Annotated in this window: 13 protein-coding genes; all 13 read right to left on the bottom strand. The window is 29.6% G+C overall.

Annotation, left to right across the window (positions count from 1 at the left end; genetic code table 11):
• A partial coding sequence (gene csn2, locus HMPREF0629_RS08020; protein ID WP_176686345.1) for a type II-A CRISPR-associated protein Csn2 occupies window positions 1-340 on the bottom strand: 340 nt, incomplete at its 3' end.
• Entirely contained in the window at window positions 337-657 is a 321-nt protein-coding gene (gene cas2 / locus HMPREF0629_RS06335; RefSeq protein ID WP_255263833.1) for a CRISPR-associated endonuclease Cas2, read from the bottom strand. The genes csn2 and cas2, both read right to left, overlap by 4 nt.
• Window positions 654-1,529 (bottom strand): type II CRISPR-associated endonuclease Cas1, encoded by an 876-nt coding sequence (gene cas1 / locus HMPREF0629_RS06340; RefSeq protein WP_009222510.1) that lies wholly within the window; start codon window positions 1,527-1,529, stop codon window positions 654-656. The genes cas2 and cas1 overlap by 4 nt, the downstream gene beginning before the upstream one ends.
• A 51-nt stretch (window positions 1,530-1,580) precedes the next feature.
• A complete protein-coding gene (gene cas9, locus HMPREF0629_RS06345) occupies window positions 1,581-5,723 on the bottom strand; it encodes a type II CRISPR RNA-guided endonuclease Cas9 (RefSeq protein WP_039856726.1) in 4,143 nt (1,380 codons plus the stop codon).
• Between the two features lie 310 nt (window positions 5,724-6,033).
• Window positions 6,034-8,220 carry a DUF3160 domain-containing protein gene (locus tag HMPREF0629_RS06350; protein WP_009222512.1) on the bottom strand — a complete coding sequence of 729 codons (2,187 nt, stop codon included), beginning with the start codon at window positions 8,218-8,220 and terminating at the stop codon, window positions 6,034-6,036.
• Window positions 8,217-8,858 (bottom strand): FG-GAP repeat protein, encoded by a 642-nt coding sequence (locus HMPREF0629_RS07685; RefSeq protein WP_050747999.1) that lies wholly within the window; start codon window positions 8,856-8,858, stop codon window positions 8,217-8,219. Before HMPREF0629_RS07685 ends, HMPREF0629_RS06350 begins: the two co-directional genes overlap by 4 nt.
• Before the next feature lie 93 nt (window positions 8,859-8,951).
• Window positions 8,952-10,376 (bottom strand): Asp-tRNA(Asn)/Glu-tRNA(Gln) amidotransferase subunit GatB, encoded by a 1,425-nt coding sequence (gene gatB, locus HMPREF0629_RS06360; protein WP_009222514.1) that lies wholly within the window; start codon window positions 10,374-10,376, stop codon window positions 8,952-8,954.
• Window positions 10,376-11,824, bottom strand: coding sequence for an Asp-tRNA(Asn)/Glu-tRNA(Gln) amidotransferase subunit GatA (gene gatA / locus HMPREF0629_RS06365; protein ID WP_009222515.1), 1,449 nt, complete (start codon window positions 11,822-11,824; stop codon window positions 10,376-10,378). The genes gatB and gatA overlap by 1 nt, the downstream gene beginning before the upstream one ends.
• 10 nt (window positions 11,825-11,834) lie before the next feature.
• Entirely contained in the window at window positions 11,835-12,116 is a 282-nt protein-coding gene (gene gatC, locus HMPREF0629_RS06370; RefSeq protein ID WP_009222516.1) for an Asp-tRNA(Asn)/Glu-tRNA(Gln) amidotransferase subunit GatC, read from the bottom strand.
• The gene (gene ligA, locus HMPREF0629_RS06375; protein WP_009222517.1) at window positions 12,106-14,100 is read right to left on the bottom strand and encodes an NAD-dependent DNA ligase LigA; all 1,995 of its coding nucleotides are present in this window, start codon (window positions 14,098-14,100) and stop codon (window positions 12,106-12,108) included. The genes gatC and ligA overlap by 11 nt, the downstream gene beginning before the upstream one ends.
• Before the next feature lie 4 nt (window positions 14,101-14,104).
• On the bottom strand, window positions 14,105-16,297 hold the full coding sequence (locus HMPREF0629_RS06380) for an ATP-dependent helicase (RefSeq protein WP_009222518.1): 2,193 nt from the start codon (window positions 16,295-16,297) through the stop codon (window positions 14,105-14,107).
• Between the two features lie 11 nt (window positions 16,298-16,308).
• Window positions 16,309-17,004, bottom strand: coding sequence for a ThiF family adenylyltransferase (locus tag HMPREF0629_RS06385; RefSeq protein ID WP_218015362.1), 696 nt, complete (start codon window positions 17,002-17,004; stop codon window positions 16,309-16,311).
• Window positions 17,005-17,040: 36 nt separating this feature from the next.
• The gene (locus HMPREF0629_RS07690; protein ID WP_009222520.1) at window positions 17,041-18,219 is read right to left on the bottom strand and encodes an S-layer homology domain-containing protein; all 1,179 of its coding nucleotides are present in this window, start codon (window positions 18,217-18,219) and stop codon (window positions 17,041-17,043) included.
• Window positions 18,220-18,255: the final 36 nt, after the last annotated feature.

An 18,255-nucleotide genomic window follows, 5' to 3' on the forward strand; every position in this document is an offset into this window, starting at 1 on the left:
ATAAATCGTCAAAGAATATATTCAGCTGATTTATTATAATATTTAATTTTTCATATTCTATTTTGGCATTTTCTGTAAGTTCGGACAATAATCTGTTAATAACTTTTTTATTATTCGGGTTTGTATTTAAAAAATCTATAATTATATCAACATTTTTCGATATCAAAATTTCCCTATCATCTTCCGACATAATAAATTTCCCAATATTTCCATTTATCTGTTCATTTAACTCGGTTATTATTTTTCTAAAATATTTTTTGTCTTCTATATACAACTTTATTATATTGGATTTATCGAAATCAAGCTCCATATTCCAATCCAAGTTTACAATTTTAATCATATAATTACTATCCTCTCATCAGTATCTATTATATCTTTCTTTAAATTGCCAACAATAAGTTTCATATTTGAAAATTGCTTTTCCGTAATCACTAATACCTGAACTATACCTTCAGGAGGTTTATTTTTTTCAATGTTACTCAGTACTGTATCTGCCGTAGTTTTATTCAACACTAATTTGCAATATACAGATTCTTGTAACATTAAAAATCCACTTTTTATTAAAAATCTTCTAAACTCTCTATATTCTCTCTTTTGCTCAGATGTTAAAATCGGCAAATCAAACATTACTAAAACTCTCATAAATCTATAACTCATCCCACATCCTCAATATAGCTAATAAGTGATATATCTCCTTCATTTATAGCTTCCAATACACTTCTACAATATATTCCTATTGCATCATTTAAAGTATATATTTTATTATTTATTTTTACATAATCGGTTAATATGGAAATAATTTCATATTTCTCATCTCTCGAAAAACAATCATGGTTCATCGTTATTACTTTTCTATCTACAAAAATTCTAAGCGGTTCCACCAAATCAGAACCTAAATTGAAGTCATTAAAAATATTATTATGATGAATTCCAATTTGTGTTATATACCCCTGAATAGATATTTCTCTATTTACAATTGATAAAATTATTGAATATCCATAATCCAATTCCGAATTTATTATGCTGTCATCATTCCTTGAAAATTCTCTTTCAAAAAGTGCATTAAAGTAAACTTTTGCGGCATGACCTTCCCTGTTCGTTTCATCGTTAAATTCAATATTTTCTATATATTCTTTTAAGAGCAAATATTCCGATAATTTATTTTCTTTTAATACTGTCATTTGATTTTTTATTTTATTTTTTACTATTGATGTCCACACCAATTGTTTGTTAAATTCAGACCATTTAAATTGATTTCGTATTTTTAAACTTGTATCATGGCTTCCATAGTATGGCATAAGTTCAAATGACGGATTTCTCTTTGAATCACAAAATACAACTTTTATTTTATTTTCAATTAATTTCACCATTAGAGCTGCCGTTATACTTATAGATGTACTTTCAACAATCAACACGGAAATTTCATCTATAAAAATTCTCAATGTCTCCCCATCTTTTCTACAAACCAAATAATTCATTTTATAGTCAAGTTTAGATCTGCTGTCTATTTTTATAATTCTCCAGCCCATATTTACCTCCATAAGTTTTAAGGGCAAAGAAAAATATCTCTGCCCTGTGTTTTAAATATTAAGTATATCTATTTCATTTGAATATAACCCTGTAATTGAACTGTTTATAACTTTAAATTCTTCTAAATTGCTGATTTTCATTCCAATGTTTGAACGTGAATGTTTTAAGCCAACCATTTCAAGTTTATATGTTGTTTGACTATCTGTAAGAACGTTTAATAATTGTAATAACACTCTACATTTATCATTTTTTTCTAATTTTACAAATTTCTTTTTAACATCCATATTGGAAAATATTTTTTCAAAATCACTTAATCTATTGTAAAAAATTTTTTTATTAGCCTTTTCTGCTAATGATTCATAAATGTCCATCAGTTCATCATCGGAAACATTTATTTCATATCCATATTTAATGTCATTTGATATTCTCTTTATCAGATATTCTATTTTATCATCCAATACTATGCTAACTGCATTGTCTATCCAAACTCTGTCGTTTGTTTTTCCACCCAAATAATATAAATATCCATTAATCTTTATGAGAGAATTAACGTATAATTTATCATATATTTTTGTAAAATCTATAAGTTTTGAATTTACTCTATCATTCAAATAATTTTTAACATACTCTTTTATATCGTCATCATTCTTAGATAAATAAATAGGTATTGGAATTAATCTGATTTCTGTCTTTATTAAATTTTTATCACTAAATTTATATTTATATACAGAATAATATGCTATCTTTATCTTAGTGTAACCTCCATACTTAGTTACATCTGATAGAGGTGTGTTTTTAGATGATTTTAACGGCATATATGAACCTGTTTTTGCAATCTTTGCCTTATATATCGTTGCATCATACAATTCTCCTCTTGTAGGATGTACATGTTTTGTAATTCTTACATCATTACTTTTCATCATACGTCCTACTGTTTTAATTGTTTCTGATGAATCCCATGCCTTATATCCATTTCTTTCTACATCAAAACAAAACATATGATTTAAACTGTAATTAGATTTATTTCCCATTTTGTTCTTCTTTATAAAATTCACAGGGTTCTTTGTAAATTTAACATCATAGACATTTCCTACCACAATATTTAAATATGCGTCCTTCGCATGGTGAAAATGATTGACTTCTCTGCATTTTACAAATAGCTTTTGAATATCATTTTTATCTTTTTGTCTACTTGAACCGTATCTGAAATCACTTACATTTTCCGCTTTTACATAACAGATATCACTATCTCCGTAAATTTGTTTTAATACTTCTGCTGTTGCTTTTGTAGATTGTGATGTTTCAACTAATTGTCTTGAAATAAATTTCGCCAATTCTTCATCCGTTAAGTCGGAAGTTCTTATCAATCTTTTGTATTTTTCTTCAGTTATAAATTTTTTAGTATACAAAAAATTCCAAAAAGAATTCATATTTTTTTGAATATTAATATCAATAGGATATACATCTGTCTTTTCCCTATTATATTTTGCTTTTACCAATACTAAATTATTATGAATACTGTCATCTTTGGTTTTACTTCGCGGATAAATATGATCAATGTCATAGCTGTCTGTAAATAATTTATCAAAATCTATTTTTTCTTTACTATATGCACACTTTCCAAGTTGCATAAAATATAAATATAATTTTTTAATTTTAAAGCTGTCCGTATCAGTTGTAGAATCGAATTCCTTAATTAGCTCTACATACTCCGGATCTTTTCTGATAGCTTTATATAACTCTTCAAGATTATGTCTTCTGGAAGATTTTTGAACTTTTTCCTCGTTATGCCTTGTCATTTCTATAAATATTTTTTTAGGGTTATGTCCGATTATGCTAACTATTTCTTCTAAAATTCTTACTGATTGCCAAATTCCTCTTTTAACGGCAGGTGAAACATATAATTCATCAATTAATTCCGATGCGCTTATATCTCTATCTCCAAAATATTTATTATTTATATCATCAATACAGCTGATAAATTCATACTTATTTGAAAGAAGTTCCATTAAATTTTTATTGCTGACTTCCATTGCTTCTAAAATACTTACAGGAAAATTAATCCCATCTGCATCTATATAACACTTAATATCTGTTAATAGTTTTTTAGAAAGTCTTCCCCAATCTGAATAATTTAATTTTGACAGCTTAGATATCTGTTCATCGTTAAACATTTTACCATATACATTTTTAATCTTATTAATTAGGATCTTTTTCTCTCCATGAAATACTGTAATCCAATTTATTATATTTTCCGCTACATTAATGTTGAAATTTTCACCCATTATTTCACACATATCCCTATAAGATTTCATATCTGCGTGAATTTCATTATTCAGTCCGGTCAGTTTTTCTTTACCGTCATTTATCCCGTTTATTCTAAAATATTCAAGTATTCTTTTTTCCGTTACTTTTCTGTTATCTTTCTTTTCAAGAAACAAATCAGTATACATTTTCATCTTCAACTCTATATCAAGCTTCTTATTGCCGTATTGTAAATTATTAAGTTCATTTAAAACCATAAATTTTGAATATATAATTGAATTTTTAGGTAGTACTGTTTCTTCCTTAATATAAGTACACTTGTTGGTTAAATTATTTATAAACTTTTCTGCACTCTTTTCAATATCTACAACATCATTAAAATTCCAAGGAAATATTTTTTCGTTTTTCTTTTTTTCTATCCAAGCAAACCCGTTACCATTTTCAATTCTGTTGTATTCATTTAAAGGACCTACATAATATGGTATTCTAAACTTAATTAATGATATAATTTTGTCTTTAACTGTCATTCCATCTTCAATCTTATTCAAAAAAGGTAAATATTTAGATGCATTATTGAGAATTTGAGTTAGTTCTTTCATTTGCAATTGATATGGAATTACTCCGTTAATCTTTTCTTTTTGCAACGGCAAAAATCTTCCTAATAAAATCTCCGAATTTATATAATCTAATGTTTCAATATCTTCTTTATTTAATTTACCGAATTTTTTCAGGTCTAAATTCTTCGAAAGAAATTTATAAAATTCTTCTTTAGTTGTAGCTGTTCCATTATTAGATAATTTTGAATAATTTACATAGTTAGTCCCTTTATCTTTATCTTCTTTAAGAACTTTATAAACTAATCTGTCTTCTCCTTTATTGTCATATGCTTTATCAATATTTTTCAAAACCTTTTTTAACAGTTTCAAATCCTCTTTATGCTTTTCATAAGATAAAACTTTTGACTCTGAAAGTCCCTTGCCGTCTACTAATATTTGTGAAAGGCTTATAGCATCATAAATTTTTTTGCAAATATCGATTATTTCAAAATATTCTCCATAAAATTGATCAAACTCAGCTATATTTTCTTCATATGAACTATCAAATTGAATTTTCTTAATTTTATTTTCGGCATTAATAAATTCAAGTCCCTGTTCATTTTCTTTTCCAAAAATGTTTTCCATATTTGCAGTCAACCCTAAAGAGAGCTTAAATACATCTGCAAGCTGTTTTTTATAATCTGTTTCTAATAATTGTACTATTTTCTTTTGTTTATCACTTTTTGACAAATTTTTATCTAAAGCAATCTTTTCAATATCTTTCAACTTATTTTCAAATTCAACTTCTATTCCCAAATGTATTTTTAAATATTCAAATAAATCTGTTAATGTATCGTTTAAAGATAAACTTATATTTATATCATTCCCTGCTAATAAAAAATGTCCTCTGTTTTTCAAAATATTATGTATAGCAAGAAATACCGCTCTAACATCTTCTTTATTTCCATTTATAAGTGCTGACCTTAAATGATAAATTGTAGGATATTTTGAAAAAAATACTTTATCATTATATCCTCCCTCCATCTTATCATTAAATAAAATGAAAGTATTTTTCAAACTTCTATCTTCAAAATGAAACTTGCTCTCTCTCAGTCTGATAAAAAATTCAGGATCAATTTTATTTATCTCTTCCACAAAAAGTTCTTCTAATAAATCAAGTCTATATTTTCTACGTTCTAATCTTCTTCTGTTAGATCTGTGTTCTCGTCTATCTTGAGCTGTTGATGCTTCTTCAAATAATCTTGAACCCCACATTTTGTGATTATTGAATTTCAATAACTCATATTTTTCATTTGTAACAGCCCAACCTACCGAACTAGTTCCAATATCTAATCCAACATAATAATCAACATCATTAAACTTAGTATTCAATAGTTGTTTCCCCCTTGTCGTTAAATTTTTATAAACCTATAATGCTTTTTCAACTAATATAATAACACAAATTAATCTTTTAATCTGTTAATCAATAAATTTATTATTTGACAATTTTAATGTTTAAATGTACAATATATTTAAGGTAGTATTTAGACCTATCTTAAATTACACGCAGGTTCAAATAAAAATTTATTCAATTGGCCGAAAGGCAGTCCGATGTGGACAATTTACTTGATGTATTGCATCAAGTTTTTTTATGCAAAAAACTAAAAAACCGACCTATTTCAAGTCGGTTTTTCCAATTTAATCATGGTTTTAAGATATATTCATATTCTTTGACAAATTCACTTATCCAATCCGGTCTTTCAGGATAGTCTTCTTTTTCAAAGGAGTTTAGTTTTTCTTGGAATTGTTCATCAGTAAGTCTATCATCTGATAAAAATTCATAATAGCTCATTACTGCTCCTTCTCCTAAATATAATTTTCCATTTACTTTATATATTACATATATAAGTGATGCATGTCCTGAGCCTACTTCTAAATATTTGCCTTCAGGTATTCCAACTGAATTTTTTGCAACTTTCATAATATCCGCTATGCATGCCATATCTTTATCCGCTTCTGTTTCTATTTCATAATAATAAGCTGCTTTTTCATCAATGAACTTAACAAATATATTCTCCATTTCTCCGCCAATATAAAATATTCTTTCATTTTCTTCTTTTGTTAATGTTTCTTCTCTAAGTTCTTTCACAGAACAATCCAATAAAAATTGAACCATATCTTTAAAGTTATTTAAGTTCTTTTCAGTAGCTTCCGACAACATATTTCTATGTTTTAAGTTTTGACCTGCAAAATCCATTAACCACAACAGTCTTTCATATATCTTTACGTTTGGTTCTACATAGTTTACAGGAAATTCAGAATCATCTCCTCCGCCCATTTCAGCGCCAACTTGCTTACCATATAAAACTGTATCGTGTTTAAGCTCCGCCCATGATGCAAGTGCCGTATTTAAATCTTTAAGCTTCCATGCTTTTGATTGCATAAACTTAGGATAGCCTTCTGCAAAATCCTGATTAAATCCTTTTAATGTCCATAATAATCCGCGATATAAATTACTCATCCAGCTCTTTTCATCAATATGTTTTTCAAGTTCTTTTGTATACTCATATTTTTCTTTAAATTTATCCCATTTAAAATTATTTTCATTATTTAGTACAAGTTCTTCCGCTGTTTTATTTCCAAGTACAGCCATTACATCAACGCCGGAATATATCGGTCTATATGAAGGTTTATCTTCAGTTGCAATATCCACTAAATTTTGCATAAGAACATTGTCTATTACCGCTTTTTGCGGCATAAATCTAAATGATTTTCCTTTATAGCCCTGAATTGCAGGATTTGATAATTTACTAAGGTCATTATAAAAATCTTCTAATATTTTTTCATTTTTAATTTTTTCTAATGAAATATCTTTTCCATAATTTGAATACATTGTTTTAGCAAAAGTCAATACATCCAAATCATCAGATTTCTCAACTAAAAAGTTTAATGAACTGTTTACATCTTCCCATAATTTATAGTTTTCTTTATTTTCAAATAAATTTTTTGTTATTAACATAGCTTGAACTAAATTATCTTTATCAATTATGCCGTCATTATCTATAAAAAATGCCTCTTGTGAAAACAACATAATTACTTTGAAATATTTTTCAAGTTCTTTAGTTCTCGTATAATGTCCTCTTACCTTAAACTGAGAATAATCAACTTTGGCATTTACAAGATTTGAATCTGATATACTTCCCTCTTTGATAAGTTTCATTTCTTCTTTTGCAATTTTCTCGGCAGCTTGTGGAATTTCTATATCGGTTTTCAAGTTTATAAGTTCTCCTGCCACTTTAAAATATGCAATATTCTTGAGTGCGGAGTTTTTAACTGACTCATCATCTGCATTTTCATAGTCTGCTATTGATTTTTCAAGCAAAATCGGAATCAATTTTTCGAAATTAGGTAAAAATTGTTTAGTTTCAACTTCTCTTAATAAGCTGTCATAGAATATATGATATAGATGTAATACGGAATCTGTAGTAACAAAACTTGGTACATATGTATATTCATTCACTTCATAAATTTGGAACGGTTGATCTGAATATCCATTTCCTCCTACTACAAATCCGTTTTCTTCTAAAGCTTTTAACTGTTTTCCTTTAAAACTCATATATTCATAAGGACCTTTGCCATAATTGTATACATTTTTTAAGTTTTTTTCTATTTTATAATCTTCAACTTTAGCAACAATTTCTATTTCTTTAAATTCAGGAACTATAATATCTTCTATATACTCATCTAAAAATGATATATCTTCTTTTTTTACTACTTCTGCATTTTTATCCGTTTTATTTTGATTTGTTCCGGAAGCGTCTTTATCTTTTTTACAACCTACGCACAACAGTGTAATCAATAAAGCTATTAATATATACCTCTTCTTCATTTCAATTCAATCTCCTTCCCTTTTAATTCTATTTTTTTATTTTTCCCATCTGCATTCACGCTTAGGGTACTTCTCTTATCTAATCCGGCTAATTTTTCATATCCATGACTTATATAATCTCTATAGATGGAAAAATTTTTGTAATTATATGCCGCTATAAATTTGTAATTGTCTTTTTCTTCAATAGATATTATTTCAAAAGCTCCATCTTCGTCTATGTCATACAATAAAAATTCCGTAAACGGAAGTCCAAGCCTTGATGCCCTGAATTTCGGTTTCAACTCTAAACCTGAAATATTGTATAGAAAAACTCTATTTGCCATTACTCTATGATGTGGAGATTTTTTATATACTCCAAGTGCAATTTCGTCTATCCCGTCACCATCCACATCACCTGCGTCCAATTTCCAAATATTTATTTTTTTCTTGCCTGAAAAGACAATTTTTTCTTTTCGATTTTCAGATACTATTTCTATAACATTAGCATATTTTGAAAAAATATTCTTATAGACGTTTACTGTAACTTCTTCTCCTTCATTATTTTTTATAGCTATGCTATCGTATAATGTGTTCTTAAATTTCAAAAAAACCAATGCTGATAAAATTAATAAAATTATTCCGATTTTCCTCTTTTTCATATTATAATTATACCCTATTAAAATAATAATCACTATAAGTTTTTAACTGCAATAAAATAGGTTCGATAATAAATCGAACCTATAATTAATTATTTACTTATTTAATTTTTCTGTCAGCAATTTATTTACAAGCTGAGGATTTGCCTTTCCTTTTGATGCTTTCATTACCTGTCCTACCAAGAAACCGAATGCTCTATCCTTACCTGCCTTAAAATCTTCAATTGACTGAGGATTATCAGAGAGAACCTTATCAACTAATGCATCTATTTCTGAAGTATCTGATATTTGAACTAAGCCTTGCTCTTTAATTATATCTTCAGGCTTTTTAGATGTCTCAAACATTTCTCTTAATACTTTTTTACCTGCATTATTATTAATCTTGCCTGATTTAACCGCCTTTAATAAATCTACAAAATCTGCCGGTTCAAATGGAAGTTTAAATTCTTCGTCAATATTTTCAACTCTTCTAAGAACTTCTGTCATAATCCAATTTGATACCATTATAGAGTCGTCAAAATTCTTTGCAACTTCTTCATAGTATTTTGAAAGTTCTTTTGTAGAAGTTAAAACTTCAGCATCATATTCAGGTATTTTATATTCTCTCATAAACCTTTCTTTTTTAGCTTGAGGAAGTTCCGGAAGTTCATCCTTAATTTTTTCAATAAGCTCATCTGTAAGTATAACAGGAGGAAGATCTCCCTCAGGAGCAAATCTATAATCTGCAACTGTATACTTAACTCTCATTAATACAGTTTCATTATTGGCATCGTCCCATCTTCTGGTTGTACGAATTTCATTTTCTCCATTTTGAAGCAATGCAATATGTCTTTGAACTTCAAAATCTATTGCCTTTTCAACTCCTCTAAATGAATTTAAATTCTTAACTTCTGTAACAGCAGTTTTCTTTCCTGTTTCTTCATCAACAACATTTACATTTACATCACATCTGAGTGAACCTTCTTCCATCTTACAATCTGATACTCCGATATAAATTAATGTGTTTTTTAATTTTTCAAGAAATAATCTCGCTTCTTTACCGCTATTCATTTCCGGTTTTGAAACAATTTCAATTAGCGGAACTCCACATCTGTTATAGTCCATTAATGTAGAATTATCTTCTGTATGCAAAGACTTGCCTGTGTCTTCTTCCATTTGTATCTTATAAATACCGACTTTTTTTGAACCTTCTTCAGTTTCTATTTCAATATAACCCTCATTACAAATTGCCATATCATCTTGAGTTATTTGGAATCCCTTTGTCAAATCGGGATAAAAATAATTTTTTCTGTCAAATTTAGATTTTTTAGCAATATTGCAATTTAATGCGAGCCCTGCCATTATTGTATAATTAACTACATTTTTATTCAAAACGGGTATTCCGCCGGGAAGTCCTAAACAAATAGGACAAACTCTTGTATTCGGTTCTCCTCCAAATTGATTTTCACAGGAGCAAAATGCTTTTGTCTTGGTCGACAATTCAACGTGTATCTCAAGACCGACTATTGTCTTATAACTCATTATTTAACACTCCTTTCAAAACCAAGTGCAGCCTTTATCATTTCATTATCTTTAAATCTATTGGCTGTAAGTTCTATTCCAACTGATAATCCGTCTATTTTAGGCATAGGTATGCTTATAGAAGGACATCCTGTCATATTTGCAGGTATTGTAAACAAATCCGCTTGATACATTTCAACAGGACTCATATTATCTTCTATTTTAAACGGAAGTACCGGTACGGTAGGACACATTACTAAATTATGAGATTTAAAAACTTCATCAAACTCATTTTTTATAAGTGTTCTTACTTTCAATGCCTTATAATAATAATCTTCTGCTAAATCAAGACTTAATATATGAGTTCCTATCATTATTCTTCTCTTTACTTCATCTCCGAACCCTTCAGCTCTTGATTTTCTATACATTTCTTCAAATGTATCGTAATTTTCTGTTCTGTGTCCGTATCTAAGTCCGTCAAACCTTGCCATATTTGGAGCTATTTCTCCGTTTACGAGTATATGATATGTTTCAATTACATATTTTAATGAACTCATATCTACTATATCAATAATAGCCCCTGCATTTTTAAATACATTAATAGCTTTATCAAAGTCAGCTTTAACTCTATCGTTTAATTTCATATTCATGTAAAGACTTGGTATTGCTATTTTCATATTTTTCAAATAACTTATTACTTCATCTGTATTTTTAAAATTAAATTCTTCTCTTATAGATGGATTTCCAACTGAAGTTGCATCTCTTTCATCTCTTCCCTCAAGAGCCTTTAAAAGTAAAACTGCATCTTCTACATCTTTTCCAAAAGCACCCGGTTGGTCGAATGTGTTTGCCATAGTTGCAACTCCATATCTTGGAATTGAACCGTAGGTAGGTTTTATACCTACAAGTCCACAAAAACTTGCAGGTTGTCTTGTAGATCCTCCGGTGTCAGTTCCAACTGCAAGAGCACACTCTTCTCCTGCAAGTGCGGAAGCAGAACCGCCTGATGAGCCTCCGGATACCAGTGTTCTGTCTAATGGATTTTTTGAAACTCCGTAGTATGAAGTTTTTGTACTTGCACCCATTGCAAATTCATCCATATTTGTTTTTCCTATAATAACTCCGCCATTAGATTTTATTCTCTCGGATATTACGGAATCATACGGTACAATAAAATTCTCAAGCATTTTAGAAGAACAGGTCATAAGAATATTTTTGACTGCAATATTATCTTTAACTCCAATCGGAACTCCTGATAAGATTCCAACTTCTTCTCTATTCATAAACTTTCTGTCAACTTCTTTAGCTTCTTTTATAGCAGATTCATCACAAACTGTTACATATGCGTTTAAATCCGCCTCTTCTCTTTCAATAACACTTAAATATTCTCTTGTTACCTCTTCGCAGGAGAAATCTCTATTCTTATATCCGTCTATTAATTCATGTGCTTTCAACTTGGTAAGTTTCAAAATATCCCTCCTATTCCACAAACTTTATTATTTTAAAATATCCATATTTTTCATCTAATGTGTTTCTTATAGCATCTTCCTGGCTTAGGCTCGCATGAGCTTCATCTTCTCTTAAATTATTTACAGTATCATTAACCTGAAAAGTTGTTTCAAGATTTTCAGTATCAATTTTTCTTATATTATCTATAAGTTCAAATGTTTCCGAAAAATTTTCTTGAAACTTATCTAATTCATCATCTGTAAAATCAATTTGAGCAATATCTGCAATATGCTTAATTTCACTACGCTCCATATTTTCCTCCTAAAAGTTCTCTTAATTTATTCTCATCTATTATTTCAATGCCTAAATTAATAGCCTTATCGTATTTAGAACCTGCATCTTCACCTGCAATAACAAAATCGGTATTTTTACTTACCGAAGAACTGATTTTAGCTCCAAATTTTATCAACATATTTTCAAGTTCCTTTCTCGGAATTGAAAGAGTTCCCGTTATTACAATTCTCTTATCTTTAAAATATGTCTCTTCATCAGTACTCTCTTCAAATTTAGGACTTACTCCAAGTTCAAACAGTCTGTCGATAGATTTTTCTATATGCTTGTCATTAAAAAATTCCACTATTTCTTTGGCTGTTATAGGTCCAATATCATCTATATCTACAAGTTCATCATACTTTGCATGCCTTAACAAATCAAAATCTTTAAATTTATTTGCAAGATCGTATGCTGTTTTTATACCCACATTATTAATTCCAAGAGAGTATATAAAATTCGGCAACGGTCTTATTTTACTATCGGCTATTGCACTTATCAAATTGTTCGCTCTCTTTTCCTTAAAGCCTTCAAGTTTTAATAAATCCTGTTTTTCCAATTCATATATCTGCGGAATTTCGCGAATATCAAGTTCATTCAGCAGTTTTGAGATCGTCATTTCACTTAAACCCTCAATATTCATTGCATCTCTTGATGCAAAATGAGTAAGTCTTGAAACTAATTGAGGTACGCATGATAGTGTATTCGGACAAAATATATGAACTCCGTCTTTAAACAGTTCCGTGCCGCATGACGGACAATATTTCGGCATTTCTATTTCAATTGTTTCTTCTTCAGTTGGAAGTGCTCCTAAAATTTCCGGAATTACGTCATTTGAACGTCTTAATAAAACTCTCCCGTTTATTCTGATTTTCTTTTTTAAAATATCATCATAGTTATTAAGTGTTGCTTTTTTTATCGTTACTCCGCCAATTTCAACCGGTTGAAGAATTGCAGACGGTGTAACTTTAGAAGTTCTTCCCACATTCCAAACTACATCTAATAACTTTGTAGAAACTTCTTTCGCCTCAAATTTATATGCTATTGCCCATCTTGGAAATTTATTTGTAAATCCAAGTAAGTCTCTGGTTTCCATATCATTTATTTTTATAGTTACCCCATCAATCAATATATCAAGTGATTCTCTAATAGAACCTATTTTTTCTATTTTTTCTATAACTTCATCTAAATTTTTACAAATATAATTGTTCTCGTTCACTCTAAATCCGTTGTCTCTTAGAAATTTTTTCATTTCTGAATCATCTCTAAATCTGTCATCTTTAATATATCCGACATTATAAAAAAATGCGGTCAAATTTCTTGATTTTGTAACTTTCGGATCTAAGTTTCTCAATGCTCCTGCCGCTGCATTTCTTGCATTTTTTAACTGCTCGTCATGAGTTCTGTTAAATTTTTCAAGTGAACTTAACGGCATAAGTCCTTCGCCCTGAACTTCCATAAGCCCTTTATACGGTATTTCAAGCGGAATTGAATAAATAGTTTTTATTTGAGGAAGTATCTCCTCTCCTATGAATCCGTTCCCTCGTGTAGATGCCATTTTTAAATAGCCGTCTTCATAAGTTAAGTTTATAGTAAGTCCGTCAAATTTAAGTTCTACTACATATTTAAGATTTTCTATATTTTTTCCGCTTGCTCTATATGATTGCAGAGCTTTTAGATTCCTCTCATGCCATGCTCTGAGTTCTTCATAACTTTGAGCTTTATCAAGTGAATATAGAGGTGCTATGTGAGTATGCTTTTCAAATTTTGACAGCACCTCCCCTCCAACTCTTGTAGTGGGAGAATTCGCCAATATAATTTTATTTTCATCTTCAAGCTTTTTTAACTCATAGTAAAGTTCATCATATTCAGCATCACTCACAATAGGGTCATCTAATGTATAGTAATGATAGTTAAGTTTATTTACTTTATCAATGAGCTCTCTAATTCTATCAATTATTTCCATATTCTCATTTCACCAAACTTATCGGAGCAAGTGAGAGCATAAGTTTTTTAAGACCCTTACCCTCAAATGAAATAACAATTTCAAAATCGTCATTCTTGGAAGTCTTCGAAACTATCATTCCTTCTCCCCATTTTTTATGAACTATTTTATCTCCAACTTTAACATCAACATCTGTTTTCTTTTCTTTTTTCGGAACACTTTTCACTCTATTTGCATTATAGCTTATGAAATCACTTACTTCAACTAAGTTCTTTTTAGATTCATATGTTTCCTTTTCAGGAATAATTTTTGTTATTGTATCTTCCATTTCTTTTATAAATCTCGATTCTAAGCAAGGTGATGTTTTTCCATATAGAGTTCTCGTCTGAGATGAACTTATATATAGATATTTTTCCGCTCTTGTAACTCCTACATAACAAAGACGCCTTTCTTCTTCAATATCCTCTTCATCATCAAGAGCTCTTGAAGTCGGAAATAATCCCTCTTCCATTCCAACCAAAAAAACTATTTTAAACTCAAGTCCCTTTGCCGAATGAATGGTCATTAATTTCACCGCCGATGCATCCGGACTCGTCTTGTCAACATCGGACAAAAGACTTATTCCGGATAAAAATTCTTCTAAATTTCCAAGCGGATTATTTCTTTCAAAATCAACCGCAGTTGATATCAATTCCTTTATATTATCAATTCTGCTTCTCGCTTCAACGGTATTTTCCGCCTCAAGATCAGATATATAGCCGGATTCATAAATAACTTTTTCAATTAACTTTGAAACGCTCAACTCCTGAGCATTTAATCTCAACAAATTGATTAAATTTGCAAATTCTTTTACATTTTTCTTAGATCTCAAATTCAGCTGTTCATTTTCTTCTATGCCGTCTATTACACTGAATAAGCTGATAAAATTTTCATCGGCATATTTCGACATATCTTCTATTGATTGAGCTCCTATGCCTCTTTTCGGCACATTTATAATTCTATTTATAGCAACATCATCAGCAGTATTTTGAATAACTTTTAAATACGCTATTATATCCTTAACTTCTTTTCTGTCATAAAATCGAAGACCACCCACAATTTTATATGGAATTTTTTCTCTTATAAGAGCCTCTTCAAATCCTCTTGACTGAGCATTTGTTCTGTATAATATTGCCATATCCGAAAAGGCGTGTCCTTTATAATTAAGTTGAAGCATCTTTGTCGTAACAGCCTGTTCTTCTTCCTGTGAGTGCCTAAAAACTCTGTATACAACGTCTTCTCCTACTCCATTATCAGTCCATAAATTTTTGTCTTTTCTGTTTCCGTTATTTTTTATTACAGAATTTGCAACATTAAGTATCTTTGAAGTTGATCTATAATTTTGTTCAAGCAATATTACCTTAGCATCTTTAAAGTCCTTTTCAAAATTCAATATATTGCTGATATCAGCACCTCTCCATTTATAAATCGACTGGTCATTATCTCCTACTACAGTCAAATTTGGACTTGCATTACAAAGAAGCTTTATGAGCCTATACTGAATCATATTTGTATCCTGATATTCGTCAACAAATATGTACTTAAACTTATCCTGATAATAATTTTTAATATCTTCATTATTTTCAAAAAGTTCAACAGTTTTTATTAATATATCATCAAAATCAAGAGCATTATTATCCTTCAGCTTTTTTTCATACAAATTATAAATTTCTCCAACATTTCTATTGAAAAAGTCCATGTAATTTGCGTTTATAAATTCATCCGGCTTTATATCCTGATTTTTAAGCTCGGATATTTTTGCAATTATACTCTTATTTTTATACATTTCCTTGTTTAAATTAAGTTCCTTTATACAATCCCTTATGACAGTATTTTGGTCATCTCTGTCATAAATTGAAAAATTTGAGGAATAATCAATTCTCTCTATATTTCTTCTCAAAATTCTAAGACAAATAGAGTGAAATGTACCAATCCACATTGCATCCACATTTACATCTATGAGTTTTGCAACTCTCTCTTTCATTTCATTTGCAGCTTTATTAGTAAATGTAATTGCCAATATACTTGACGGATATACTCTCTTTTCATCTATCAAATATGCTATTTTATTAGTTACAACTTTTGTTTTTCCGGAACCTGCTCCCGCCAAAATAAGAACAGGTCCTTCTGTTTTTAACAACGCTTCACTTTGCTTGTTATTCAAATCTCTGTAAATCATTTTTTCACCCATTATAGTACTATAAGTTCTTTAACTATCTCTGAAGCCATTATAATTCCGCATACCGGCGGAACAAAGGACATTGAACCCGGAATTGATGCTTTTTCAAGCTTAAATTTGGTATTTATAGGTTCCTCCCTTGAATATACTACCTTCAGTTTTTCTATTCCTCTATTTTTCAGTTCTCTTCTCATAACTCTTGCAAGAGGACACACACTTGTCTTTTTTATATCACTGACTTCAAGCATTGCAGGATTAATTTTATTTCCCGTACCCATTGCTGAAATCAACTTATGGTTATTTTCATAGCATATCTTGGCAAGTAATATTTTTACACTTACAGTGTCTATTGCATCAGCTATATAATCATAGTTTGAAAAATTAAATTGTGAAATAGTATCTTCGTTTAAATTTATATGATATTTTTCTATCTTTACCATAGGATTTATAGATATGAGCCTATCATACATGGCATCCGTTTTTTTCATTCCAACTGTATTTTGTGTCGCTATTACTTGCCTGTTTATATTTGTCACATCTACAATATCCCTATCTACTATACCTATTTTTCCTATTCCGGCTCTTATAAGTGCCTCACACAAACTTCCGCCGACACCTCCAAGTCCAAATACGAGAACCGAAGAATTTTGAAGTCTGTTTATATTTTCTCTTCCTATTACCATTTCACTACGATTAAAAATTTCCACAACTACCTCACGTAAAAAGTGAAGGTTCCCCTTCACCTAATTAACTTCTATATTAGCAAGCTTAGAGTCAACAATATTACCCTTAATATTTAAAATTTGATCGAGTTTATAACTATTTTTAGTTTTTATTGTTATTACACTACCCGACTCAACATGCTTACTGTCCGAAACTAAAACTCTTATTTCAACTAAATTTCCATCACTTTCAGATGTTATTGAAATAACTTTTCCCGTCATTTCTACAATATTAAAATTTGTATTGACAGTACTACTTGCATTTGAGCTCAAAATTGTAATATATATAATCTCTCCGTCCTTTATCTTAGCAGATACATTTTTATCTTTTAAAGTAGATAATTCAGGCGGATTATAAAGTCCGTTAGGATCGACTACAACCACATTTTGAATATTCATTTTATATTCTTTATCAGAAATAGTTATACTGCCATATTGTTGTGCAGATTCTGCAACTACATTACTTACAATTCCGCTTACATCATCAATTTTTAATTCCGAATCGTCTTTTTTATCATTTTTAGAATTAGACTCCAAATATGTTAAAGCTCTATCTGCTATAACTGCAACTTCAGCTCTTCTTATAAAGCTGCTACCATTAAATTTGCCATCACTTCCGGTATCGGAATAGATACTTGCTCCAACTAAATTTGCAAGATATCCCTTTGTCATTTCAGCTACATTGTCCAAATCGGAATGTTTTAAAAGACTTCTATCTCCATTTCCGTCAAAACCGAATGCTCTTCCGAAATACACCGTTACTGAATTTCTATCAGGATAAACTGTATTTACTGCTTTTAAAAAACCTTTTTCATTAGCCGATTTAATAGTATTAATTGTTATTGAGTTAATTGACAAATTATAACACACGGCTTCTAATGCCCAATTCGGAACGCCTTGCTGAAGTGCTTCCGCTTCATATTTATCTCTGGAAGCTTTCAGTTCTTCTGCAGAAGGATTTTTTATATTCTTAATAACTTGCATTACTTCTAAAAAGCTGACCGCTCTATAAGGCTTAAAAGTATTGTCGGGATATCCGCCGAAAACTCCTCTATTTGATAACTTATCCAAAGAAGAATACACCCACGAATAGGCTCCATTTTGTTCTACATCACTAAAAGCTTTTGCATATACTGTATTTGAAATTAAAACTGCCCCAATTAAAGTTGCAGCAAATATTTTTTTAGTATTTTTTGTCATAATAACCTCCAATGACTATTATAACATAAGCATAGC

This window comes from Peptoniphilus sp. oral taxon 386 str. F0131, assembly GCF_000090945.1.
Taxonomy (GTDB): Bacteria; Bacillota; Clostridia; order Tissierellales; family Peptoniphilaceae; genus Anaerosphaera; species Anaerosphaera mikwangii.